The sequence below is a fragment of the Staphylococcus caprae genome, assembly GCF_003966625.1.
Classification (GTDB): domain Bacteria; phylum Bacillota; class Bacilli; order Staphylococcales; family Staphylococcaceae; genus Staphylococcus; species Staphylococcus caprae.
On sequence record NZ_AP018587.1, the window covers coordinates 383,126 to 408,826 of the forward strand.

Genomic DNA, 25,701 nt, shown 5'->3' on the forward strand with positions numbered 1-25,701 from the left:
TTTTTATGAAAAAATAAGGTTGTAAAATTATCAGATAAATTACAACAGTTCGTACAACATTGTTGAATAAAATGCTATAACTCCTGTCATGAAAGTAAATTTAATTCTGTAAAAATCAAACATCATTTTTACAAGAAAGCGTTACATTATTATGATTCATTTACAAAGCATTAACATCGCCCACAAATGGTTGTGTGTCTGTTAGAGTGTGTCTTGTCGTTAATTAACGAAGAAAAATTAAAATGATATTGCAAATAGAAAATTGAAGGTAGCCACGAGATAGTTAAAGATTTACAAAATTTAGGAGGATATTAAAAATGAAAAAAATCGCTACAGCTACAATCGCAACAGCAGGTATTGCAACATTCGGTTTCATGCAACATGATGCAGATGCAGCGGAAAATAACAATAACGGATATAACCCTAATGATCCTTATTCATACAGCTACACTTATACAATTGATCAACAAGGTAATTATCACTACAATTGGCAAGGTAACTGGAGCCCTAATCAAGCTCAACAAGGAAATAACGCTAACTACTCAAATGCTAACCAAGGTACTCAAAACTATAATTCAAATAATTATTATAGCTACAATTACAATGGTTCAAATAACAACCAAACTCAATCATATCAATCAAACAATAATGGCGGAGGTTTAGGTGCAAGCTATTCAACTTCAGATAGAAACGTTAAAGTTACTACACAATCTGCACCAACACAACAATCTTCAAACCATTCATCAGCTGCATTCTCAGGTCAAACATCTTCAGGTTCAAACCTTTACACTTCAGGTCAATGTACTTATTATGTATTTGACAAAGTAGGCGGTAAAATCGGTTCTACATGGGGCAACGCTAATAACTGGGCTAACGCAGCTGCACAAGACGGCTACACAGTAAATAACAAACCTAAACAAGGTGCGGTAATGCAAACATCACAAGGTGCTTTCGGTCATGTTGCATATGTTGAAAACGTAAACAACGACGGTTCTGTAAAAGTATCTGAAATGAACTATAACGGCGGACCTGGTGTTGTATCTACACGTACAATTTCAGCTAGCCAAGCAAGCGCTTATAACTATATTTCATAATTTTGTATCCACAAATATATTTAATATTGAAGTCACGAATCGGTAGAGGTTCGTGGCTTTTTTTGCATTTATTTTAGAAAAGTGGAATAGCCATCAACAATACATAGCCTTATGTGATTGAACACGTTATTTAAGGGAAAAACACAACTAAGAATAGCATTAAACTAACTAAAAAGTGTTGAGGATGGTGAAATCGCATGGAATTTAATATTTGGATGTGGATAATATTAGCAGTAATTATTATTGTTACTATTGCTGTCATACTCATATTAACGGTAGGTTCAGTATATGAAGAACGTGCTTATGATAAACGTTCAAAAGCCGAAAAACGTAAGAATACGGAGAAGAATCTTGAAATGGCAAAAGGGCATACAGGTGATGAAACAGAGACATTAGAAAATCAAACTAAAGACAAAACACATCATGAAGCTGATAAGGCTAAAGATAAATTTGCTCATAATCATAATATAGAAGATAAAAATAAATAATTTAAACAAATATGAATGTCCTAACACTTGAATTAATTGTCATTTGTTAGGACATTTTTTAATTGTCTGCAACAATCTATTCGTCATACATATAGTTCACTAAAAGTTAAACTCTTTGTGACGTTTCTGTGAACGACTAGGTTATTCATTGTAATACTATATATAGTGTTATATTTTAAAAATAGATACTATATATAGAGAAAGGTGATAAAAATGACGACATTAGAGCAATCGTTAACTCGATTAATTACTAAAGATCCTACTATATTAAATGAAAATGCAAATAAAGATAGTAATACATTCTCAACAATGAGAGATTTAACAGCAGGCACTGTATCAAAGTCCTATGCACTCGAACATTTACTTCCTAAACAAGTTGCCGAAGCACATTTGTCAGGAGATATACATTTCCATGATTTAGATTATCATCCTTTTCAACCACTAACGAATTGCTGCTTAATTGATGCGAAAGATATGTTGGAAAATGGATTTGAAATAGGCAACGCACATGTCACTTCTCCTAAATCAATACAAACTGCCTCAGCACAACTTGTTCAAATCATCGCAAATGTGTCTAGTAGTCAGTATGGTGGCTGTACAGTCGACCGTGTAGACGAATTATTAAGTACATATGCTCAACTTAACGCACAACATCACCGTGAAGTAGCTCAAGAATTTGTTCAACCGGATAAATTAGATGCCTACGTAGATAAACAAGTTACAAAAGACATTGGAGACGCGATTGAAAGTTTAGAGTATGAAATCAATACACTTTATACTTCAAATGGTCAAACACCGTTTGTAACATTAGGATTTGGACTTGGGACAGATGAATTAAGCCGTAAAATTCAACAGGCTATTTTACGTACACGAATTAAAGGGCTTGGTAAAGATCGTATGACTGCCATTTTCCCTAAACTAGTATTTTCAATAAAGAAAGGTGTTAACTTTAATCCTACTGATCCAAACTATGACATTAAACAACTCGCACTAGAATGTTCTACGAAACGTATGTACCCTGATATTCTCAATTACGATAAACTTATTGAGCTATTAGGTGATTTCAAAGCGCCGATGGGTTGTCGCTCATTCTTACCTAGTTGGAAAGATGCTGAGGGTCATTTTGAAAATAATGGACGCTGTAACCTTGGCGTCGTTACATTGAATGTTCCAAGAATTGCTATTGAGTCTAATGGTGACATGAATATGTTTTGGGATATTTTCGAAAAAAGAATGGAACTCATGCATGATGCGTTAGTGTATAGAATTGAACGTTTAAAAGATGCGATACCTAATAATGCGCCTATCTTATACAAAAGTGGTGCATTTAAATACAAATTGAAAGCTTCAGAAGACGTAGACGCACTATTTAAGCAACAACGTGCTACGATTTCAATGGGTTACATAGGCTTATATGAAGCAGCTACAATGTTTTACGGACCAGATTGGGAAAGTAATCAAGAAGCTAAGACGTTTACATTAGATATTCTTAGAGAGATGAAACATTATCAGAACGAATGGACAGAGAAATATGATATTTGGTTCAGTATTTATAGCACGCCAAGTGAGTCGTTAACAGACCGATTCTGTCGATTAGATAGAGAACGTTTTGGTGACATACCTGATATCACTGACAAAGGTTACTATCAGAATTCATTCCATTACGACGTACGTAAAGATGTCACACCTTTTGAGAAGTTAGATTTTGAAAAGGATTACCCTTACTACGCTAGTGGAGGTTTCATACACTATTGTGAATATCCTAAATTGAACCATAATCTCAAAGCTTTAGAAGCAGTATGGGACTATTCATACGATAAAGTTGGATACTTAGGAACAAATATACCAATTGATCATTGTTATAAATGTGATTATGACGGGGATTTTGAAACGACTGAAAATGGTTATAAATGTCCACATTGTGGCAATAGCGACCCTAAAACTGTCGATGTGGTTAAACGAACATGTGGCTATTTAGGAAATCCTGTTCAAAGACCTGTCATCGAAGGACGTCAGAAAGAAATTTGCGCAAGAGTCAAACATATGAAGGAACCACGCTCATGAGTCTATTAGACATTAAAACTGGACAGAATCATATCGCGAAAATTGAAAGTCACAGTTTTGTTGATGGTGAAGGCGTCCGTTGTAGTGTGTATGTTTCTGGTTGTCCTTTTCAATGTAAAAAATGCTATAACGAGAAGGCACAAAATTTTAAATATGGTGAAACATTTTCAGAAGATATTTTAGAGGAAATATTGGAGAATTGTGAGCCTTCCTATATTTCTGGATTAAGTATTTTAGGTGGAGAACCATTTTGTAACTTAAATATTACGTTACGCATTGCCCGTGCTTTTAGACAACGGTTCGGACACAGTAAAACAATTTGGATATGGACCGGGTTTCTTTTTGAATATTTAAAACATCAAACAGATGAACGTCGAGAATTACTTGAACTTACTGATGTATTAGTAGATGGGCTTTTTATGTACCAACTTTATAAGCCTAATTTGCCATATAAAGGGTCATTAAATCAACGTGTCATCAACGTTCATGATTCATTACAACATGACGGCATTATTGAATATGTGTCTTGAAGAAGCGGGTGAAAGTCTAATTTTGAAAAATATACGAAGTATTGATGGCGACACGCCTGCAGGAATAGCATGCGTCTTGAGACTACAGGCTCAAGCCATGCCCGCGGCAAGGGAGCCTAAGCAATACGAAGTATTGAATATAAATGTAGCAGTGAGATGAATCCTTATTGAAATCATCTTACTGCTTTTATTTTTAGATAATTATGTATCAGACTATCCTTTTTTTATATCTAACATGAAATTTCAAATAAATGAAATGACGATAATGATGAAAAGTGATAATGATTAAACGTTGTTAAAGCGAAGAATAATAATATTCTTGTTATATATATACTTATTACATCTTTAAATGATAAAATATAGGTAATGACTAAATTCGTTCATCAAGAGTAAGGAGATCCTTCCATGTTATTGTTTATCATAGAAATCATCATAATGATTCTAGCGATACTATTAGGACTTAGAACAGCCGGTGCGCTTGGTTGTGGTATCTTTGCCATTGTCGCACAGCTGATCATGATATTTGTATTTCAATTACCTCCGGGTTCAGCCCCTGTTACAGCAGTTTTAATCATTCTTTCTATCGGCATCGCAGGTGGGACACTTCAAGCTACAGGCGGTATCGACTACTTAGTTTATATTGCATCACGTGTGATTGAACGTTTTCCCAAATCTATTATTTTTATAGCACCAATGATTGTGTTCTTTTTCGTGTTTGGGATCGGAACAGCGAATATCGCTTTATCTTTAGAACCGATTATTGCAAAGACTGCTCAGAAAGCACACATTCAACCTAAACGTGCATTGACTGCTTCAGTATTGACAGCCAATTTGGCATTACTTTGTAGTCCGGCTGCTTCAGCAACTGCTTACATTATTTCAGTTTTAGCGGGTTATCATATCTCAATGGGAAAATATTTGAGTATTGTATTACCAACAGCAATCATTAGTATGCTATTACTGAGTGTGTTCTGTACGTTTGTCGGACGTAAAGAGAAAGTACGTGGTGATTCAGAGCGTTTAGTTCAAATTCCAGAGGTTGAACTTGAGAATGAATTTTCAGGAAAAGTAAAAATAGGCGTGCTAGTCTTTCTACTTTGTGTTATGGGAATTTTAACGTTTGGTATATTTCCACATCTGATGCCAGAATTTGATGTAAATGGAAAGACAGTGAAAGTTGAAATGACTGAGATTGTACAATTCTTTATGTACTTAAGCGCAGCAATCAACTTACTATTAATTAAAATTAATACGTCTGAGATTCTCTCATCACATATTACGCAGTCAGCGATGGGAGCGTTGTTTGCAGTATTAGGGCCAGGTTGGCTAGGGGCTACAATCTTTAATGCACCTCAAAACTTAAAGATATTAAAAAATGACATTGGTCAAACTGTCAGTCAGGTTCCTTGGTTAGTCATAATCTTAGTATCTGTGGTTGCAATGATTGTCATTTCACAAACTGCCACAGCTTCAATAATGGTGCCAATTGTAATGAGTATAGGTATACCACCTATTTACTTTGTCGCAATGGTCCAAACATTAAATGTTAACTTTGTTATACCCGCACAACCTACATTACTTTTTGCTGTTGAACTGGACGAAACGGGACGAACGAGACCAACAAGCTTCATCGTACCAGGATTTTTCGTTATTACTGTATCTATCATTACAGGATTCCTAATTAAAACATTATTGGGATATTAAAAATTGAGATGAAATTCAAACTACTTTTCCAATCAAATGGGGAAGTAGTTTTTATTTGAAAAAATTGAAATACTTTGATGAAGAAATACATTTTTGGAAATAAATAATTATTCAATATAAATGCATAAAAATCCAAAGAGAACATACTGTAAAGTTCGTTCATTTTGTTAAATTTTAATTTAACACTGTTGTCATAGTCATTTTGTATAAACATCAAAATGTTTAAAACTATATAAATATTCAATCAAGTCATCAAAAATATTTGTATGGAATTTGCATTATTATTAAAACTTCGTTATTGTCTTTTTTGTGAATCAATAAAAATTGAGCGTAATTGAACAACACGATTCATAAAATAATATTAGGGGGATCACAATTGAAAAAGGAAAAAGTTATGGACTGGCCGACCTTTATAGGTGTAGTTGTCGTATTACTTTTTGCTGTTATACCTATGATGGCCTTTCCAAAAGCAAGTGAAACAATCATCACAGACATCAATAGTGCCATTTCAAATTCAATTGGTTCTGTGTATTTATTTATGGGGCTTGCAATATTCTGCTTCGTTCTATACATAGCATTTGGTAAGTACGGTAATGTCACGTTAGGGAAGGCAAGTGACAAACCAGAATTTAATAATTTCACATGGGCTGCAATGCTATTTTGTGCTGGTATCGGTTCAGATATTTTATATTGGGGTGTCATAGAGTGGGCATTCTATTATCAAGTGCCACCAAACGGCGCGAAATCAATGTCTGACGAAGCACTACAATATGCTACGCAATACGGTATGTTCCATTGGGGCCCTATCGCATGGGCAATTTATGTTCTTCCTGCATTACCTATTGGCTATCTTGTATTCGTTAAGAAACAACCAATCTATAAGATCAGCCAAGCTTGTCGACCTATCTTAAAAGGTCAAACAGATAAATTTGTTGGTAAATTAGTAGATATTTTATTCATCTTCGGTTTACTTGGTGGTGCCGCTACATCATTAGCACTAGGTGTTCCTATGATTTCAGCAGGTGTCGAAAAGTTAACTGGTTTAGATGGAACAAACATGGTTTTACGTTCAATCATTCTTTTAACAATTACAGTTATTTTCGCAATTAGTTCTTATACTGGATTGAAAAAAGGTATTCAAAAATTAAGTGACGTCAACGTGTGGCTTTCATTTGTACTTTTAGCCTTTGTATTTATCGTAGGGCCAACAGTGTTTATTATGGAAACAACTGTGACAGGCTTTGGTAATATGTTAAGAGATTTCTTCCATATGGCGACATGGATGGAACCATTTGGAGGCATTCACGGACGTAAAGAGACACACTTCCCACAAGATTGGACAATTTTCTATTGGTCTTGGTGGTTAGTATATGCGCCATTTATTGGTTTATTCATCGCACGTATATCTAAAGGTCGTACCCTGAAAGAAGTCGTTCTTGGTACAATCTGTTATGGTACGTTAGGATGTGTATTATTCTTCGGTATCTTTGGTAACTATGCAGTTTACCTACAAATTACTGATCAGTTTAATGTTATTAATTACTTAAACAGCCATGGTACTGAAGCGACGATTATCGAAGTAATGCATCAACTACCATTCCCAACACTTACAATTATTTTATTCTTAATTTCAGCATTCTTATTCTTAGCAACTACTTTTGATTCTGGTTCATACATCTTAGCAGCTGCATCTCAGAAAAAAGTTATCGGTGAACCTTTAAGAGCTAATCGCCTATTTTGGGCATTCGCATTATGTTTATTACCATTTTCACTCATGTTAGTGGGTGGAGAAAGAGCACTTCAAGTACTGAAAACTGCTTCAATTTTAGCAAGTGTTCCATTAATCGTTATCTTTGCCTTTATGATGATATCCTTCTTAATTATACTGGGTCGAGATAGGATTAAACTTGAAAAGCGTGCAGATAAACTGAAAGAGGTTGAACGTCGTTCGCTTAGAATTGTTCAAGTGAAAGAAAAACCAGAAGACGATAATCTATAACTATAAAGAAAAGCCAAGAGAAAGGTGACGTTTTGACGTCACAATCTCTTGGCTTTTTAATGTTTTGTAACTTAATTTTCTTCATTTTTATGTTCAGGAATTGGGAAGTATTTAAATATTTCGCCAGTTTCTAATGCCTCGCAAAGTTGTGCTAACCATTCATAGTAAACTTTTGAATGATCTAATTGTGCTTTAACATTTAACGCGTCTTCTTTGTCTGCTTCATCTAAATGATCTTTATTTAAAAGTGGATTGATAATCTTTTCAGCATCTTTAATTGCCTCCATATTCGTATCAATCTCTCGTTCCCATTTTCGAGTGAAGAAATTACGGAAAAAATTAAAGAAATCTTTCTCAGCAATAAAATGTTGCTTACGACTTCCACGTGTGAATTGCTGTTTAACAATATCAAATTCTTGAAGCTTCTTAACACCTGAACTCATACTTGGTTTACTCATTTGAAGTTGTTGACGCATTTCATCTAGAGTCATACTACCTTCAAATACCATAATGCCGTATAAATTTCCGACACTACGGTTGATACCGTATAAATCCATCGTTTCACCAATTGAGTTAATCACTAAATCTTTGGCTTGTTCAACTTGGTGCGCGTCGCTATTTGAACGTGTCATCACTGCACCTCCAATTTCTAATATTGCATTTTACCACGTTAATTAAGCTGTATAACGTAATTTTTAAAATTTTAAATATGCCAAACTATTATAAAACCTTTTTTCAAAAATGAAAATCACTTTATTAATTTGTTTTGTCATAGTTGTTATTGTAACTTACTTTGACTTTATAACATGCGTTTTACAAATATTTTTTAAGAAATTGACACGTTTTCAATACCTATGCTAACATAAATTTGTAAAATTCGTTAAATAAAAATTTAACAAACTTAACGGAGGTTGTTTTGATGGAACTTGTAGATAAATTATCAAATCGCCAATATATTGATGGTGAGTGGGTTGAAAGTTCAAATAAAAATACTAGAGATATCATAAATCCTTACAATCAAGAAGTCATCTTTACTGTAGCTGAAGGTACAAAAGAAGATGTTGAAAGAGCTATTCTAGCAGCAAGAAGATCATTTGAAGAGGGCGAATGGTCACTTGAAACAGCTGAAGTTAGAGGTAAAAAAGTAAGAGCTGTTGCAGATAAAATTAAAGAAAATCGTGAAGAGCTCGCAAAACTTGAAACGTTAGATACAGGTAAAACATTAGAAGAATCATATGCTGACATGGATGATATTCATAATGTGTTCATGTATTTCGCAGGATTAGCGGATAAAGATGGTGGCGAAATCATCAATACGCCAATTCCAAATTCTGAAAGCAAGGTTGTCAAAGAGCCAATCGGTGTTGTAACGCAAATTACACCATGGAATTATCCTTTATTACAAGCATCTTGGAAGATTGCACCTGCGCTTGCGACAGGTTGCTCTCTAGTGATGAAACCTAGTGAAATTACGCCTTTAACTACGATTCGCGTATTTGAACTAATGGAAGAAGTTGGTTTCCCTAAAGGTACAATTAACTTAGTATTAGGTGCTGGCTCTGAAGTTGGTGACGTGATGTCAGGTCATAAAGAAGTTGACTTAGTATCATTCACAGGCGGTATAGAAACTGGTAAACATATTATGAAACAAGCGGCAGATAACGTAACAGAAGTGGCATTAGAACTTGGCGGTAAGAATCCAAATATCATCTTTGATGATGCAGACTTCGAATTAGCAGTAGACCAAGCTTTAAATGGTGGCTATTTCCACGCAGGTCAAGTGTGCTCCGCAGGATCAAGAATTTTAGTTCACAATAGTATTAAAGATCAATTTGAAAAGGCACTTATCGATCGTGTAAGTAAGATAAAAGTAGGTAACGGCTTTGATGAAGATACTGAAATGGGACCAGTGATTTCAACTGCACATCGTGAGAAAATTGAAAATTACATGGAAATTGCAAAACAAGAAGGTGCCACAATTGCTATCGGTGGTAAGCGTCCAGAGCGTGAAGACTTACAAGATGGTTTATTCTTCGAACCTACTGTAATCACTGATTGTGATACTTCAATGCGTATTGTACAAGAAGAAGTCTTCGGTCCAGTTGTTACTGTGGAAGGCTTTGAAGACGAAGAAGAAGCAATCCGTTTAGCTAATGATTCTATTTATGGTTTAGCGGGTGCTGTATTTTCTAAAGATATGGGTAAGGCACAACGCGTCGCGAATAAATTAAAACTTGGCACAGTTTGGATTAATGATTTCCATCCTTATTTCGCTCAAGCACCATGGGGTGGTTATAAACAATCAGGTATCGGTAGAGAACTTGGTAAAGAAGGTCTTGAAGAGTACTTAATTACAAAGCATATCTTAACGAATACTAATCCAGAACCAGTTAATTGGTTTAGTAAATAAGTCATAAGTTCATAATTTATTATTAAAAATAAAAAACAATTGCGAGTGAGCGCTAAATTCGAACAAGAGCGCTCACTTCAATATGTGAAACCTTTTAAGAAAGAGATGTTGAGAAACAAAGAAAACAAATCAATTTTGGAGGTCGAATTCGATGAGAAGAAAACACGATTCATATGATTACATCATTATCGGTGGCGGTAGTGCAGGTTCAGTACTAGGTGCCCGTCTTTCTGAAGATAAAGATAAAAATGTTTTAGTATTAGAAGCAGGACGTAGTGACTATTTCTGGGATTTATTTATTCAAATGCCAGCAGCGCTTATGTTCCCTTCAGGTAACCCATTCTATGATTGGAGATATCAAACTGAAGAAGAACCACATATGGGACGTAAAGTCGATCATGCCAGAGGGAAAGTACTTGGTGGTTCAAGTTCAATCAACGGAATGATTTATCAAAGAGGTAACCCAATGGATTACGAAGGTTGGGCAGAACCTAAAGGCATGGAAACATGGGACTTTGCGCACTGCTTACCTTATTTTAAAAAGTTAGAAACTACATACGGTGCGTCACCATATGATAAAGTTCGCGGACATAATGGACCAGTTAAATTAAAACGTGGACCAGCAACAAATCCTTTATTTAAATCATTCTTTAATGCAGGTGTTGAAGCAGGTTATCATAAAACGCCAGATGTGAATGGCTTTAGACAAGAAGGATTCGGACCATTTGATAGTCAAGTCCACCATGGACGCCGTATGTCAGCATCTAGAGCTTATTTACGTCCAGCTATGAGACGTAGAAATTTAGATGTTGAGACACGTGCTTTCGTTACTAAGTTAAACTTTGACGAGAATAATAGTAAAAAAGTAACGGGTGTAACATTTAAGAAAAATGGTAAAGAACAAACAGTCAAAGCAAACGAAGTCATTTTATCTGGAGGCGCATTTAATACACCTCAATTACTACAATTATCTGGTATCGGTGACTCAGAATTCCTAAAATCTAAAGGAATTGAACCACGTATGCATTTACCAGGTGTAGGTGAAAACTTTGAAGACCACTTGGAAGTTTACATTCAACATAAATGTAAAGAACCTGTATCATTACAACCAAGCCTTGATGTTAAACGTATGCCTTTCATCGGATTACAATGGATTTTCGCACGTAAAGGTGCGGCAGCGTCTAACCACTTTGAAGGTGGTGCATTCGTAAGATCAAATGATGAGGTAGATTATCCTAACTTAATGTTCCACTTCTTACCAATTGCGGTACGTTATGACGGTCAGAAAGCCCCTGTCGCACATGGTTACCAAGTACACGTGGGTCCAATGTATTCAAATTCAAGAGGTAGCTTGAAGATTAAATCTAAAGATCCATTTGAAAAGCCAAGCATCGTGTTTAACTACTTATCAACGAAAGAAGACGAGCGCGAATGGGTAGAAGCAATCCGAGTTGCTAGAAATATTCTTAAACAAAAAGCAATGGATCCATACAATGGAGGAGAAATTTCACCAGGACCTGAAGTACAAACTGATGAAGAAATTTTAGATTGGGTTCGTAAAGATGGTGAAACGGCATTACACCCATCTTGTAGTGCGAAAATGGGACCTTCTTCTGACCCAATGGCAGTTGTAGACCCATTAACAATGAAAGTGCATGGCATGGAAAACTTACGTGTCGTAGATGCTTCAGCAATGCCACGTACAACAAATGGTAATATTCACGCACCAGTATTAATGTTAGCTGAAAAAGCAGCCGACATTATTCGAGGCAGACAACCACTTGAACCACAATATGTAGATTATTATAAACATGGTGTTCATGACGAAAAAGCTGGCGCTATGGAAGACGATCCATTTTATCAACATTAATTCATAAATAAGACTGCGCGCACACTTCAATTATCATTAATTGAGGTGTGCTTTTTTATGAGGAAAAGATACCAACGATAATTGTGTTTAACATTTTTAAAATATATAGTAAAAAGACACTGCACAACATTCTTTCGCAATTAAGTTTTATAATTGTATTGAGGAGAGGATTTCAATGAATCAAGAATTAATTAAACGTTTACGTGAAAAAGAAAGTAAAATGATAGAGATGAGACGTTATCTTCACGAACATCCAGAACTTTCATTTCATGAAACAGAGACACCTCAATACATTGCAAACTTCTACAAAGATAAAGATTGTGATGTTGAAACAAATGTAGGGCCTAATGGTGTCAAAGTGACGGTTGATAGCGGTAAGCCTGGGAAGACGCTTGCGATACGTGCAGACTTTGATGCACTACCAATTGAAGAACAAACCGGACTTTCATTTGCCTCTAAAAATAAAGGTGTGATGCATGCATGTGGGCATGATGCACATACAGCGTATATGCTCATACTTGGAGAAACATTAATAGAAATGAAGGATCAATTCAAAGGTAAAATTGTGATTATTCATCAGCCAGCTGAAGAAATGCCACCAGGTGGTGCCCAAGGCATGATTAAAGATGGCGTGCTTGATGGTGTGGATCATGTGTTAGGTGCACACGTAATGAGTACGATGGAAGCAGGGAAAGTCTTTTATCGAGAAGGATTTGTTCAAACCGGACGTGCTTATTTTAAATTAGTGGTACAAGGTAAGGGTGGACACGGGTCATCACCTCATATGGCAAATGATGCAATTGTTGCTGGAGCGAACTTTGTAACAACTGCTCAAACCGTAGTTTCTAGACGACTGAGTCCATTTGAAACAGGCGTCGTGACAATCGGTTCCTTTGATGGTAAAGGCCAATTCAATGTCATTAAAGACCAAATTGAAATAGAAGGAGACGTACGTGCACTCACGGATGCTACGAGGGACACCATTCAAGACGAATTAACACGACTTGTTAATGGTTTGGAAGAAACCTTTGGCGTGACGTGTGAGTTTGAATTTAAAAAGGATTATCCAGCCTTATATAATGATCCAGATTTTACATCATATGTTGCAGAAACGATTAAAAATGCGAAAATAGAAGATATTAAAGGTGTAGAAATCTGTGAACCGCAACCACCATCAGAAGATTTTGCGTTTTATGCTGCCGAACTGCCTAGTACATTTATTTATTCGGGTGCAGCGCCAGAAGATGGAGAGATCTACCCTCATCATCATCCAAAGTTTAATATTAGTGAATCATCAATGCTTGTAGCTGCAGAAGCTGTGGGTACTGTTGTTTTAGATTATTTAAGTTAAAAGGAGAATGAAACATCAATGAATCAGCAACAAGAATATAATGGGACACGACAACTTTTAGCGGGTATCGTCCTTGCAGTCATCACATTTTGGCTGTTTGCTAACTCGCTAATTAATGTCATTCCAACTTTACAAACTTCATTCGGAAGTTATTTAAGTACAATCAGTATCGCGGTTAGTCTAACCGCCTTATTTAGTGGCATGTTTGTAGTAGGAGCAGGTAGTTTAGCCGATAATTTTGGTCGCGTACGCCTTACTATGATAGGGCTTTGGCTCAATATTATCGGCTCTTTATTAATTATCATTACTGACTTTACGCCACTATTATTAGTAGGTCGGGCCATCCAAGGATTATCTGCTGCAGCAATCATGCCAGCGACATTATCATTAATTAAAGCGTATTATCATGGAAACCATCGTAGAAGAGCATTAAGTTATTGGTCCATTGGCTCTTGGGGAGGCTCTGGTTTTGCCTCACTATTTGGAGGTATCATTGCTACATTCTTAGGTTGGAAATGGATATTTATTTTTTCGATAGTGGTCTCCGTTATTTCCTTAATATTAATTAAAGGGACACCAGAATCTAAGAATCACAATACTTCGGCAAGAAAATTTGATATTGTTGGGCTCATTTTACTTGTTATTATGATGCTCAGTCTCAATGTTATCATTACTCAATCTGCACAATTAGGTCTCTTTTCAGTAGCGATTGTATCGTTAGCCGTTGCATTTGTACTCTCAGCCATTCTGTTTTTCATTTTTGAAAGTAGGAAAATCAATCCACTCATCGATTTTTCATTATTTAAGAATCGATTCTACACCAGTGCGACGCTTGCAAATTTTTTAATCAATACAGTAGCTGGTACGCTCCTTGTTACCAACACATTTGTACAACAAGGTATAGGCTTAAGTTCTTTTGAAACAGGGTTATTATCAGTGACTTATTTGATAGCAGTCCTCGCAATGATAAGAGTTGGGGAGAAAATCTTACAAGAATTTGGACCAAGAAAACCTATGCTTATTGGCACAATGTCGACTACGATTGGAATCTTTTTAATGTCGATTACATTCTTTCCTGTTCCAATGTATATCGTTTCATGTATATTCGGTTACTTGTTGTTTGGATTAGGTTTAGGATTATTTGCGACGCCATCTACTGATACAGCTATTTCAAATTCACCCGAAGAAAAGGTAGGCGTAGCCTCAGGTATCTATAAAATGGCTTCCTCTATAGGTGGTGCCTTTGGTGTAGCAATATCAGGTGCAATTTATAGCATATTTTCCACATTATTCGACCCTAAACTTGGTGCGATGATAGGACTATGGTTTAATACAATGATGGCGTTTACTGCATATTTTATTGTTTGGTTAACACTTCCTCACCAAAAGACAAAATCATTATAGAAAGTACCATTGTTTCTTTTAAAAATGACAACCTTTTTATGGTATTTTCTTTTTTATAAATGCAAATAAAATTTAAATGATATAGTTTGGTATGATGTATTATTTGTAAATTCGTGATAGTATGAATTTATATTACGAAAAAGAGGTGATCGTGTGAGTTTCTATGAATTTATACAAAACTTTGTTGGTGATCAAACGCCTTTAGGTGAATTAGCTGAGTGGGTTAATCAAGACGCACATTTTCCTGTAGAAGAGACAGTAGCTGACAATATTATTCACTATTTTAATCAAATTAAAAATTTTGATCACGAACTCATAGAAGTTGTTAAACGGTCACTATCACTATACGAACAAAGCAAAATTTAATACTTACAAATTGAATTGAAATGAAGGAATCATACATGTTAATCAATGACGCTTATAAAACATATATTATAGAAGAAACTGATGATTGTTTTATGATTGAGAAGAATAATGATAAACAATATTATGAAGTCTTAGAAACTATTAATCAGCTATCTAATGATACATTTTGCGTGCTTAATCATCTTTTTGTGAATGAGGGACATGAAGAGATGTTTGAGGATAAGTTCTTACAAAGAGATAAACATTTGCAAGATGTGCCAGGCTTTAAAGCATTAAGATTTCTTAGACCTAAAACATATGGGAGACATTATATCATCGTCACATTATGGGAAAGTCGTCAGGCATTTTATGATTGGCAAAATTCTAGAGAATACGCAGAAACACATAAAAAACGTGGTACATCAAAAGGTGTCGACCATCAGATTGTTAACCGCGACTTGTCATATAATGTAAGAGTAGAGTTAGAAAAATTAAATGAACACATAGACTTTGAAAACGTCTTTTAAATAAAGTCTTACCCTTTAGCGATTTAAAGGGTAGGACTTCTTATTTTTTATGAGTACACCAAGTTTTAACATCACGAAAATTCAGAAAATTATTATAATGCAAGGGGTATCCGTTTGATAGGATATCAAGTTCTGATAGTATGAGTATGAATGTGAATTGAAAGGAAGTAAAATTATGAATAAATCAGATTTACTCGCACCAGAGAAATACAATATTATTTCTGAAATAGAAAAATACGCTTCAAACACTTCTAAGAAAGCGATTATTTATAAAGATAATGAACATGACAATATCTCAGTTAGTTATGAAGAACTTATGCATAATGCGAATAAAGTGGGGAATGTCTTTTTAAATCATGGGCTTAAAAAGGGCGATAAAGTACTTATCATCATGCCACGTGCCATTGCAACATACGAATTATACATTGCAGCGTTAAAATTAGGCATCGCCATTATACCGAGTTCTGAAATGCTACGTACGAAAGATCTTCAATACAGAATTACACATGGTGAGATTGATGCAGTTATTGCGATGCACTCACTCACTAAAGAATTCGAAGGTGTAAAAGAATACGAACAATTAACTAAATTTATTGTCTCAGGTCATCAGCAAGACTGGATTTCTATTGATGATGAAAAGGCTGAGGCAAGTGATATGTTAGAGACTGCTGACACTTCACGTGATGATTTAGCGATTCTATCATATACTTCAGGAACTACAGGGAACCCTAAAGCTGTTACACATTCTCATGGATGGGGTTATGCACATTTACAAATGGCACCTAAACATTGGTTATGCATTGAAGAAGATGATCTTGTTTGGGCAACAGCCGCTCCGGGTTGGCAAAAATGGGTGTGGAGTCCATTCTTATCTATTCTAGGTACAGGGGCAACAGCGTTTGTCTATAATGGGCGTTTCCAACCAGAAACATATCTTGAATTACTACAAGATTATCAAATCAATGTGCTTTGTTGTACGCCAACTGAGTATCGTATGATGGCCAAATTGAATAACTTGCAAGATTATAATTTGGAACACTTACACAGTGCAGTATCAGCAGGAGAGCCTCTCAATCGTGAAGTTGTAGAACAATTTAAAAGAAACTTTAATTTAACAGTAAGAGATGGATATGGTCAGACTGAAAGTACGTTACTTATTGGTTTCTTAAAAGATACTGAACCTCGTCCTGGTTCAATGGGGAAAGGTATTCCAGGTAGCTTTGTCACTATTATTGATGATGATGGTAATGAAGTGCCTCCTCATACAAAGGGAAATATAGCGGTACCTTTAGACTTACCTGCACTATTTAAAGGTTATTATAAAGATGAAGAACGTACGAAAGCAGCTTCAGCCGGTGAGTATTATGTCACTGGAGACTTAGCGCATAAAGATGAAGATGGCTATTTCTGGTTCGAAGGTCGACGTGATGACATTATTATTAGTTCTGGTTATACAATCGGACCTTTTGAAGTTGAAGATGCGTTAACGAATCATCCTGCAGTAAAAGAATGTGCGGTTGTCGCAAGTCCTCATGAAATTCGAGGTAACATCGTTAAAGCATTTGTTATTTTACAAAATGACTATAACGGTAGTGAAGAACTTATTAAAGAACTTCAAACATTCTGTAAAAATGAAGTTGCGCCATACAAATATCCAAGAGCGATTGAATTTGTTGACGACTTACCTAAGACAAATTCAGGAAAAATCAGACGTGTTGAATTACGCGACGCAGAAATTGCAAAGTATCATAACAAAAATTAAAACAATATAAGTTAGGATGTCATATCAATCCTAAAATAGAGCTCTAAGATGATTTCTATTTATGAAGTACACCTCAATAGTTGGACAAAAAAATCTAACTTTATGAGATGAAGTGCAGGAATAGAATTATCTTAGAGCATTTTTTATATCAATGTGCACCTTATATCTATTGAGAATTCAAACGTTTCGTCGAATTTTTTAACTCGGGATTTTGTTGGCTCAATGTATGTTATTCACTAAATCGTAATAAATATGAAATCCTTTTCATGTAAATAGTTGTAATTCTTTTTCTAATATGACATACTCTAAAATGATTAGTATGACATATTAAATGAAGAGGTGGTCTAAAATGACACAATATATTTATGCATTTGATGAAGGACGCATTTCTATGAAAGATTTATTGGGAGGTAAAGGGGCCAATTTATCAGAAATGAAACGTCTTGGCTTACCAGTTCCTGATGGCTTTACGATTACAACCGAGGCTTGTATTGATTATTTAAAGCAAAATGAACAATTACCTTCTGAAGTTAAAACACAATTGATTCATCACTTAACATCATTTTCAGAAAGAACAGGGAAATCCTTCTCATCAGATGATGATTTATTGTTAGTTTCAGTACGTAGTGGTGCGAAGATTTCTATGCCAGGTATGATGGATACCATTCTTAATTTAGGTTTGAACGATGACAATGTTAAGAAACTCGCCGAGAAAACAAATGATGCACGTTTTGCTTATGATTGTTATCGTCGTTTATTACAAATGTTCGGTGAAGTTGTATATGGTATTCCAATGCTTGCATTTGATACATATTTTGACGATTTTAAAAATCAACACAATTACGAGAACGATGCGGATATATCTGCTGAAGGGTTACAAACAATTTGTGAAAGATTTAAAGAAATTTATAGAGAAGAAGTGTATAAACCTTTTCCACAAGAACCATTAAAACAATTAGAAGAAGCAATCGAAGCGGTATTCAAATCATGGGATAATGATCGTGCACGTGTATATCGAGATTTAAATGATATACCGCATGATATTGGTACTGCCGTAAACGTTCAAGAAATGGTATTTGGAAATAGTGGTGAACAAAGTGGCACGGGGGTAGCATTTACGAGAGACCCTGTCACTGGGGAGAACAAATTATTTGGTGAATATTTATTAAATGCGCAAGGTGAAGATGTTGTAGCGGGAATCCGTACGCCTCAAGACATCGATACATTGAAATCACAAATGCCAGATGTTCATCAAGAATTTGTAGAAGTGACAAAACAATTGGAAACACATTATAAAGATATGCAAGATATTGAATTTACGATTGAAAACGGTAAATTATATTTACTACAAACACGTAATGGTAAACGTACGGCAAGAGCTGCAATTCAAATTGCTGTTGATTTAGTTAACGAAGGTTTAATTTCACGTGAAGAGGCTGTAACGAAAGTAGATGTAAAATCTATCGATCAGTTATTGCATCCTAATTTTAAGGAAGAGGCCTTAGAGCAAGCGACTGTTATATCGAAGTTAGGATTACCAGCAAGTCCGGGAGCGGCAACAGGAAGTATCGTATTCTCTGCAGAGGAAGCGAAAGAACAAGCGGATGAAGGAAAGAAAGTTGTATTAATGCGTCCAGAAACATCTCCAGAAGATATTGAAGGTATGGTTGCAAGTGAAGCAATTGTTACTACACATGGCGGAATGACATCCCATGCAGCAGTGGTTGCGAGAGGAATGGGTAAATGTTGTGTCACTGGATGTTCGGATGTTGAAATTGATACAGTGAATAAAACTGTCTATTATCCTGATGGTGAATTGCATGAAGGAGACATTGTGTCCGTTGATGGTTCTACAGGTGACATCTATTTAGGCGAGATTGAAACTGTAAATGCTGAGCATAGTGATGCGTTTGAACAATTTATGGAGTGGTCAGAAGATACTGCACGTTTACAAGTTAGAATGAATGCAGAAACGCCTCAAGATATCCAAGCAGGATATAACTTTGGTGCGAAAGGAATCGGACTCGTAAGAACTGAGCATATGTTCTTTGGACCAGAACGTCTGGTGGAAATGCGTCGATTTATATTAGCATCAAATCACGATGAACGTGTCGAAGCACTTGAGAAGATTAAAACGTATCAAGTGAAGGACTTTGAAGAAATATTTAGATTATCTCAAGACCGACCAACAATTGTCCGTTTACTTGATCCACCATTGCATGAATTTTTACCAAGTTCGGATGAAGATATTCAAAACGTAGCACAACAGCTAGATATATCTACAGATATATTACGCAAACGTATGGCTGAATTAAATGAAGTTAACCCAATGTTAGGACACCGTGGATGTCGTTTAGCAGTCACTTACCCTGAATTATATGAGATGCAAGTGGAAGCAATTATTGAAAGTGTATTGAAGCTTCAACAAGATGACATTAAATGCCAGCCTGAAATTATGATTCCGCTTGTATCAACGGTTGAAGAGTTTACAACATTGAAAGAACGTTTAGCTGCAACGATTACTCAATTGGAAAATGACGCAAATACGAAGGTCAATTACCTTATTGGTACAATGATAGAAACACCAAGAGCTTGTCTTATTGCGCAACATCTTGCCAAACATTGTGATTTCTTTAGCTTTGGAACGAATGACTTAACACAGTTAACTTATGGTTTCTCTAGAGATGATGCAGGGAAGTTTATAAATGTGTATACTGAAAGTAATATTTTACAGCTTGACCCATTCCAAACATTAGATACAGACGGTGTAGGGCAATTGATTCAATTAGCAGTTGAACAAGCTAAACAGGTTAAACCAGAGATTAAGATTGGTGTATGTGGTGAACTTGGTGGTGACGCGAAATCAATTTACCAATTCAACAACTGGAATATCGACTACGTTTCATGTTCACCGTTCAGAGTACCTGGTGCCATATTAGCTACAGCTCAAAGTCAGGCGGAGGAAAGCGAGCGATAAGGTGAAAGAGAATAATGATCAAGTTTTAAAGTTATTTATAGTTTCTGATTCAATTGGAGAAACAGCGCAACGTATGATTCATGCAACATTAACCCAATTTCCAGATTTAACACAGGTAGAAATTAAGAAATTTCCCTATATCAAGGATGAACAGGAATTTCTCAATGTTCTTCAACTTGCTCAAGAACAACATGCAATTGTTGCAACAACATTAGTGAGTGAATCGTTTAATGCTTTAGGTCATCAATTTGCCAAAGAACACGATATTCCATATGTAGATTATATGTCAGAGTTAATTCGTATTATTGAAAATCATACACACGCCGAGCCGTTAATGGAGAGCGGAGCATTACGTAAACTCAATGATGAATATTTCAAACGAATTGAAGCGATCGAGTATTCAGTTAAATATGATGATGGCAAGCATTTTACAGATATCGGAGAAGCGGATGCACTCATCGTTGGTGTTTCAAGAACATCAAAGACACCTTTAAGTATGTACTTAGCGAATAAAGGATATAAGATTGCGAATATCCCACTCGTTCCTGAAGTCTCAATTCCTGATAATGTGTATCAACAAAAGGGTTTGAAAGTATTTGGGTTAACTGCAAGTCCAAATTATATTGCAAACATTCGTCGTAATCGGGCTGAAACGCTAGGTTTATCGGCTGAGTCTACCTATAATAGCTTGGAACGTATTAAGAAAGAATTGTCTTATGCAGAAGAAGTTTTTAAGAAATTAAATGCGACTGTGATTAATACTGAATATAAATCAATTGAAGAATCAGCATTTTATATTGAAAAGTTCTTAATGCAGAAATAGAAAATATAAAATTATCGCACATATTCGATGATGAGTTTCATTTGTCAGCGGATATGTGCTTTTAATTTGAATGAAAAGGAGGGAATATGAAAGGTATGAAGTTACTTATTTGAAAGTGAAAATTTATTTTGTAATTCATATTTCTATTATAAAAAAGTTATTATTACAAAAATGAATTGTCTTAGCTATAATAATTTACATTTCCTTAGCATTGTTTTAACATATAAGTGTAATAACTAGTAAAGGGTAGAGAAAACTCTTTCATTCATGGAGTTGTAAGCAGGGAATACTTGATTGAAAAGAACAACTCTAATGAACTGGTAAGCATTTTTATACAATTTTTTGGAGAGGTGAACAACATGGCAAAGTCTGAGAAAAAAGACGTTGTGTTAATTGGTGCCGGCGTACTTAGTACAACATTCGGTTCAATGTTAAAAAGCATCGAGCCTGAATGGGACATCCACTTATATGAACGTCTAGACCGTCCAGGTATTGAAAGTTCAAACGAACGTAATAATGCTGGTACTGGACACGCTGCGTTATGCGAATTGAACTATACAGTTCAACAACCAGATGGTTCAATTGATATCGAAAAAGCAAAAGAAATTAACGAACAATTTGAGATTTCTAAACAATTCTGGGGTCACTTAGTTAAAAGTGGTCAAATTGAAAACCCTAGAGAATTCATTAATCCATTACCTCATATTAGTTTTGTACGCGGTAAAAATAATGTGAAGTTCTTAAAAGATCGTTATGAAGCCATGAAGAATTTCCCTATGTTCGATAACATCGAATATACTGAGGATATTGAAGAAATGAAAAAATGGATTCCACTAATGATGAAAGGTCGCGAAAATAACAGCGGTGTTATGGCGGCTAGTAAAATCGATGAAGGTACAGATGTGAACTACGGGGCATTAACTCGTAAAATGGCTAAGAACCTTCATGACTCACCAAATGTGGAAGTGCAATACAATCATGAAGTTGTAGATTTTGAACGTTTATCTAATGGTAAATGGTTAGTTAAAATTAAAAACCGTAACACTGGCGATGTATTCGAACATCAAACAGATTACGTGTTCATCGGTGCTGGTGGTGGCGCAATCCCACTATTACAAAAAACAGGTATCCCTGAAAGTAAACACTTAGGTGGTTTCCCAATTAGTGGACAGTTCATTGCTTGTACTAACCCTCAAGTTATTGAACAACATGACGCCAAAGTATATGGTAAAGAACCACCTGGTACACCTCCAATGACTGTACCTCACTTAGATACACGTTATATTGATGGTGAAAGAACATTATTATTCGGACCATTTGCGAATATTGGACCTAAATTCCTTAAATTTGGTTCTAATTTAGATTTATTCAGATCTGTTAAACCATACAATATTACAACATTATTAGCTGCAGCTATTAAAAACGTGCCATTGATTAAATACTCAATTGACCAAGTCATTATGACTAAAGAAGGTTGTATGAATCATTTACGTACGTTCTACCCTGAAGCACGTGACGAAGATTGGCAATTATACACAGCTGGTAAACGTGTACAAGTGATTAAAGATACTGAAGAAAACGGTAAAGGTTTCATCCAATTTGGTACTGAAGTTGTAAATTCAGAAGATCACTCAGTGATTGCTTTATTAGGTGAATCACCAGGGGCATCTACTTCTGTTTCTGTAGCTTTAGAAGTTTTAGAACGTAATTTCCCTGAATATACTTCAGATTGGGAACCAAAAATTAAAGAAATGATTCCTTCTTATGGTGAATCATTAATTCACGATGAACAATTAATGAGAAAAATACGTAAACAAACTTCAAAAGATCTTGAATTAGGTTACTACGATAAAGCTAAATAATTAAAGTTAACTCGTGAGAGACGTGTGAGATGATAAAACATCTTGCACGTTTTTTTGTTTGTCTTATGATTCTAAAAAATATTTAAAACATAAGTAACCAACTACTTTATTTAATTCAAAAATATTTATTAAAATATATAGAATACTATATAAAATACTCAGTTATTACTGTAGAATAGAAATATAAACATTTATTTTATCAACATGTTTATATTAAATACATATCATTACGTATAAGAACTAAAAAGGAGAGAAAAATGAGAAAATTTTTAGGGATTTTATTAATTATGATTATTATTGGGGTGGTAGGTTGTTCACATGATTCTGATTCTAACAAATCCTCTTCTAAGAAATCAGAGAATAAAACGGATGTTGCGACGAAGTATTCAGAAGAAGATAGTAAAAAAGATCAATATAAGAAGCTAGAAAAAGAGGTTAAAGGATTAAAGCAAGTTCCTATTTTAGATAAATTAGATCCTTTGATGACTGAAAAGACTTTTACTAATAAGACGGGGATGCAAGGTTGGAAAGATTATAAGAAATTATCGGATAAGGTCACATTAGCTGATTTAAAATACACAGAGGAATCTGAAGGTTCATCACTTGAAGAAGTAGATAAATTTTTTAAAGATAAAAAGGGTATCAAACGAAAAGTAATGAAAGACCCTGATAAAGATGTTAAACATATTGATTATTTATATATTGATCGACATGGTAAGAAAATTGGGAATACAGATGAACCAGAAAATTATTCTCAAATCATGGCTACGTTCAAAAAAGATAAATTGATTGCTCTATCAAATCAACCTGGATTGTTTCATATGAGTCCCAAGGACCAAATTGCTAAAAAAGATTTAATTAAAGTTAAAGAATTAAAAGATATCACAAAGTTAAAGAATCCTAAGGCAATTTCGTACAGTATCGTTCAAGTGAAATATAAAGGCAAGCCTTATACTGATTTTTCAGTGTTAGGTAATGGTTCTGACTCAGATAAAGATGTTGCAGATGCTGTTTTAGCTTATTACTTATTCTCACCAGTAGAGTTAGATGGTAAAAACCATAAAGTACTAAATGTAAGTTCAGCTCCATTTATGAGTGCACAAGCTGACTTTTCAACATATCAACTTGAAGTATTTAAAAAAGTAGCAGAAGAAGAAGAAAAATATATGAGCGATAATTAGAGTATGCTGATAAATTAAAAATAATTTAGCTGTCAGGAGCTTTATCAGTTTTAAGATTTAATCTTTGCTTATATATTTAGGGATAATTTAAACAAATAGCCACTCTTTCTAACGTCTATTAAGACATAGAGAGAGTGGCATATTTAGTTAGCAGTTTTGTTATTAATATGAATTTCATCCACTACTTAATTCAATGATATCTAAATCGGTCGCATGTTTATTTTCGTTCATCATATCTGCCACCCTCGATGGAAATGACATTGCTTTCTGGTTTTAAACGCCCATGTCCATCAATCTTTGTTGGAGATACGTTATCTTTGTAAAATCTTACGAATTTCTTACCAGGATATAATTTCATTACGTTATTTATAGGTTTTTGTAAGTTCCAAACATAATCTGCAATCTTGTCTCTATTTTCATTATCTTTGTAATATGCAATAAAATCAGACTCTGCTTGTTTTTTATTTCAGGATGTTTCGCAATTAAGTTATCAAATTGTTGATTAAATTCTTCACCGTTCAACTTCATTATTGGTTTGAAATCTTTTTTAAACTTGTCCAATCCTTCAATGCCAGGAGCATTAAAGTTTAAGTACTGTTTTGTAACGCCATTAAATTCTTGCTTTTTTTGAAGTTTTTCATTCATGGCATAATAACCATTTTTTTCAACTTCATGTTTAAACTTGTGGCGTGCTTGTTCGATTTCATTTTCATAACGTTTATACATCATTGCGGCAACTGCAGCGGAGGTTTCGTTTTCATGACCAGGTGTAAAGGTTGTGATTGTTAAGCCATTATCAGACTCAACGAAAATTAATTTTAGTTGGAAAGGGATATCATACTTAACAGTTCCAACTACCAGTAGACCATCAGTTTTACTTTTTTCACTGAAACCAGAAGAATTAGTATAAGCATCGACCAAATTAATTTTACAATCTAACCCAAATGTGTCTTTTACATATTTTTTATATTGTTTCTCGGCTTCATCTTTATATTTTTCTTTAAATTCCTCGTTGCGTTTTTTATGCTCACCAATGTACTTGCCGTCATAATTTTTTACACTCACTTTTTTGGGAATATCTTTTGTTTGATCTTTATCCATGAATGAACAACCTTCTAAAATCATTGATGTACACAATACTATGGTAATAAGTTTTTTCATAACTTAATATCTCCTCTACCATGAGTCGCTTTATATATAATTAGTAATATATTATAAAATATAAAATGTTTAAATATAATATTATTATAACTTATTAGTAAGTATATTGACTATTATTTTTAAAGATTAGGAAAATTATATTGAGTTAT

The 25,701-nt window shown here is 34.8% G+C and carries 18 protein-coding genes and 1 pseudogene; 17 read left to right on the forward strand and 2 right to left on the reverse strand.

All coding sequences use genetic code 11. The features are described 5' to 3' along the window. The first annotated feature begins 317 nt into the window (after positions 1-317). The 6 genes from JMUB898_RS01660 (at position 318) to JMUB898_RS01685 (ending at position 7,879) form a co-directional block, all read left to right on the forward strand. The gene (locus JMUB898_RS01660; protein WP_002444501.1) at positions 318-1,094 is read left to right on the forward strand and encodes a CHAP domain-containing protein; all 777 of its coding nucleotides are present in this window, start codon (positions 318-320) and stop codon (positions 1,092-1,094) included. 197 nt (positions 1,095-1,291) lie between these two features. After that, positions 1,292-1,582 (forward strand): hypothetical protein, encoded by a 291-nt coding sequence (locus tag JMUB898_RS01665; protein ID WP_002444498.1) that lies wholly within the window; start codon positions 1,292-1,294, stop codon positions 1,580-1,582. Positions 1,583-1,795: 213 nt separating this feature from the next. Then, positions 1,796-3,646 carry an anaerobic ribonucleoside-triphosphate reductase gene (nrdD, locus tag JMUB898_RS01670; RefSeq protein ID WP_002444496.1) on the forward strand — a complete coding sequence of 617 codons (1,851 nt, stop codon included), beginning with the start codon at positions 1,796-1,798 and terminating at the stop codon, positions 3,644-3,646. Next, positions 3,643-4,176, forward strand: a complete 534-nt coding sequence (gene nrdG / locus JMUB898_RS01675) for an anaerobic ribonucleoside-triphosphate reductase activating protein (protein ID WP_002444494.1) — start codon at positions 3,643-3,645, stop codon at positions 4,174-4,176. Before nrdD ends, nrdG begins: the two co-directional genes overlap by 4 nt. A 405-nt stretch (positions 4,177-4,581) precedes the next feature. After that, positions 4,582-5,880, forward strand: coding sequence for an anaerobic C4-dicarboxylate transporter family protein (locus tag JMUB898_RS01680; protein WP_126501888.1), 1,299 nt, complete (start codon positions 4,582-4,584; stop codon positions 5,878-5,880). Between the two features lie 376 nt (positions 5,881-6,256). Next, positions 6,257-7,879, forward strand: a complete 1,623-nt coding sequence (locus JMUB898_RS01685) for a BCCT family transporter (RefSeq protein WP_044466414.1) — start codon at positions 6,257-6,259, stop codon at positions 7,877-7,879. A 71-nt stretch (positions 7,880-7,950) separates the two neighbouring features. Here JMUB898_RS01685 and cudC read toward each other — a convergent pair whose 3' ends face one another. Then, positions 7,951-8,511 (reverse strand): choline uptake/conversion transcriptional regulator CudC, encoded by a 561-nt coding sequence (gene cudC / locus JMUB898_RS01690; protein ID WP_002444485.1) that lies wholly within the window; start codon positions 8,509-8,511, stop codon positions 7,951-7,953. Between the two features lie 287 nt (positions 8,512-8,798). Between cudC and betB the strand changes: the two genes are divergently transcribed. From betB to JMUB898_RS01745, 11 genes are all read left to right on the forward strand, one after another. Continuing rightward, a complete protein-coding gene (betB, locus tag JMUB898_RS01695; protein WP_002444483.1) occupies positions 8,799-10,289 on the forward strand; it encodes a betaine-aldehyde dehydrogenase in 1,491 nt (496 codons plus the stop codon). Between the two features lie 151 nt (positions 10,290-10,440). After that, positions 10,441-12,159 carry a choline dehydrogenase gene (gene betA, locus JMUB898_RS01700; protein WP_002444481.1) on the forward strand — a complete coding sequence of 573 codons (1,719 nt, stop codon included), beginning with the start codon at positions 10,441-10,443 and terminating at the stop codon, positions 12,157-12,159. Between the two features lie 175 nt (positions 12,160-12,334). Beyond that, entirely contained in the window at positions 12,335-13,510 is a 1,176-nt protein-coding gene (locus JMUB898_RS01705) for a M20 family metallopeptidase (protein ID WP_002444479.1), read from the forward strand. Positions 13,511-13,528: 18 nt separating this feature from the next. Beyond that, positions 13,529-14,914, forward strand: a complete 1,386-nt coding sequence (locus JMUB898_RS01710) for an MFS transporter (protein ID WP_002444477.1) — start codon at positions 13,529-13,531, stop codon at positions 14,912-14,914. A 153-nt stretch (positions 14,915-15,067) separates the two neighbouring features. Continuing rightward, positions 15,068-15,280, forward strand: a complete 213-nt coding sequence (locus JMUB898_RS01715; RefSeq protein WP_002444476.1) for a sterile alpha motif-like domain-containing protein — start codon at positions 15,068-15,070, stop codon at positions 15,278-15,280. Between the two features lie 35 nt (positions 15,281-15,315). After that, positions 15,316-15,786, forward strand: a complete 471-nt coding sequence (locus tag JMUB898_RS01720; RefSeq protein ID WP_037541706.1) for an antibiotic biosynthesis monooxygenase family protein — start codon at positions 15,316-15,318, stop codon at positions 15,784-15,786. A 175-nt stretch (positions 15,787-15,961) separates the two neighbouring features. Beyond that, a complete protein-coding gene (gene mbcS / locus JMUB898_RS01725; protein ID WP_037541705.1) occupies positions 15,962-17,548 on the forward strand; it encodes an acyl-CoA synthetase MbcS in 1,587 nt (528 codons plus the stop codon). 349 nt (positions 17,549-17,897) lie between these two features. Beyond that, positions 17,898-20,525: a pyruvate, phosphate dikinase gene (gene ppdK / locus JMUB898_RS01730; RefSeq protein WP_044466415.1), complete on the forward strand. Its 2,628-nt coding sequence runs from the start codon at positions 17,898-17,900 to the stop codon at positions 20,523-20,525. A 1-nt stretch (position 20,526) separates the two neighbouring features. Beyond that, positions 20,527-21,348 (forward strand): pyruvate, water dikinase regulatory protein, encoded by an 822-nt coding sequence (locus JMUB898_RS01735; RefSeq protein WP_002444468.1) that lies wholly within the window; start codon positions 20,527-20,529, stop codon positions 21,346-21,348. Between the two features lie 359 nt (positions 21,349-21,707). Further along, a complete protein-coding gene (gene lqo / locus JMUB898_RS01740) occupies positions 21,708-23,210 on the forward strand; it encodes an L-lactate dehydrogenase (quinone) (RefSeq protein ID WP_037541702.1) in 1,503 nt (500 codons plus the stop codon). A gap of 257 nt (positions 23,211-23,467) precedes the next feature. Beyond that, on the forward strand, positions 23,468-24,391 hold the full coding sequence (locus JMUB898_RS01745; protein ID WP_002444465.1) for a hypothetical protein: 924 nt from the start codon (positions 23,468-23,470) through the stop codon (positions 24,389-24,391). A 217-nt stretch (positions 24,392-24,608) separates the two neighbouring features. Here JMUB898_RS01745 and JMUB898_RS01750 read toward each other — a convergent pair. After that, a pseudogene (locus JMUB898_RS01750) lies at positions 24,609-25,552 on the reverse strand (DUF1672 family protein). Positions 25,553-25,701 lie beyond the last annotated feature (149 nt).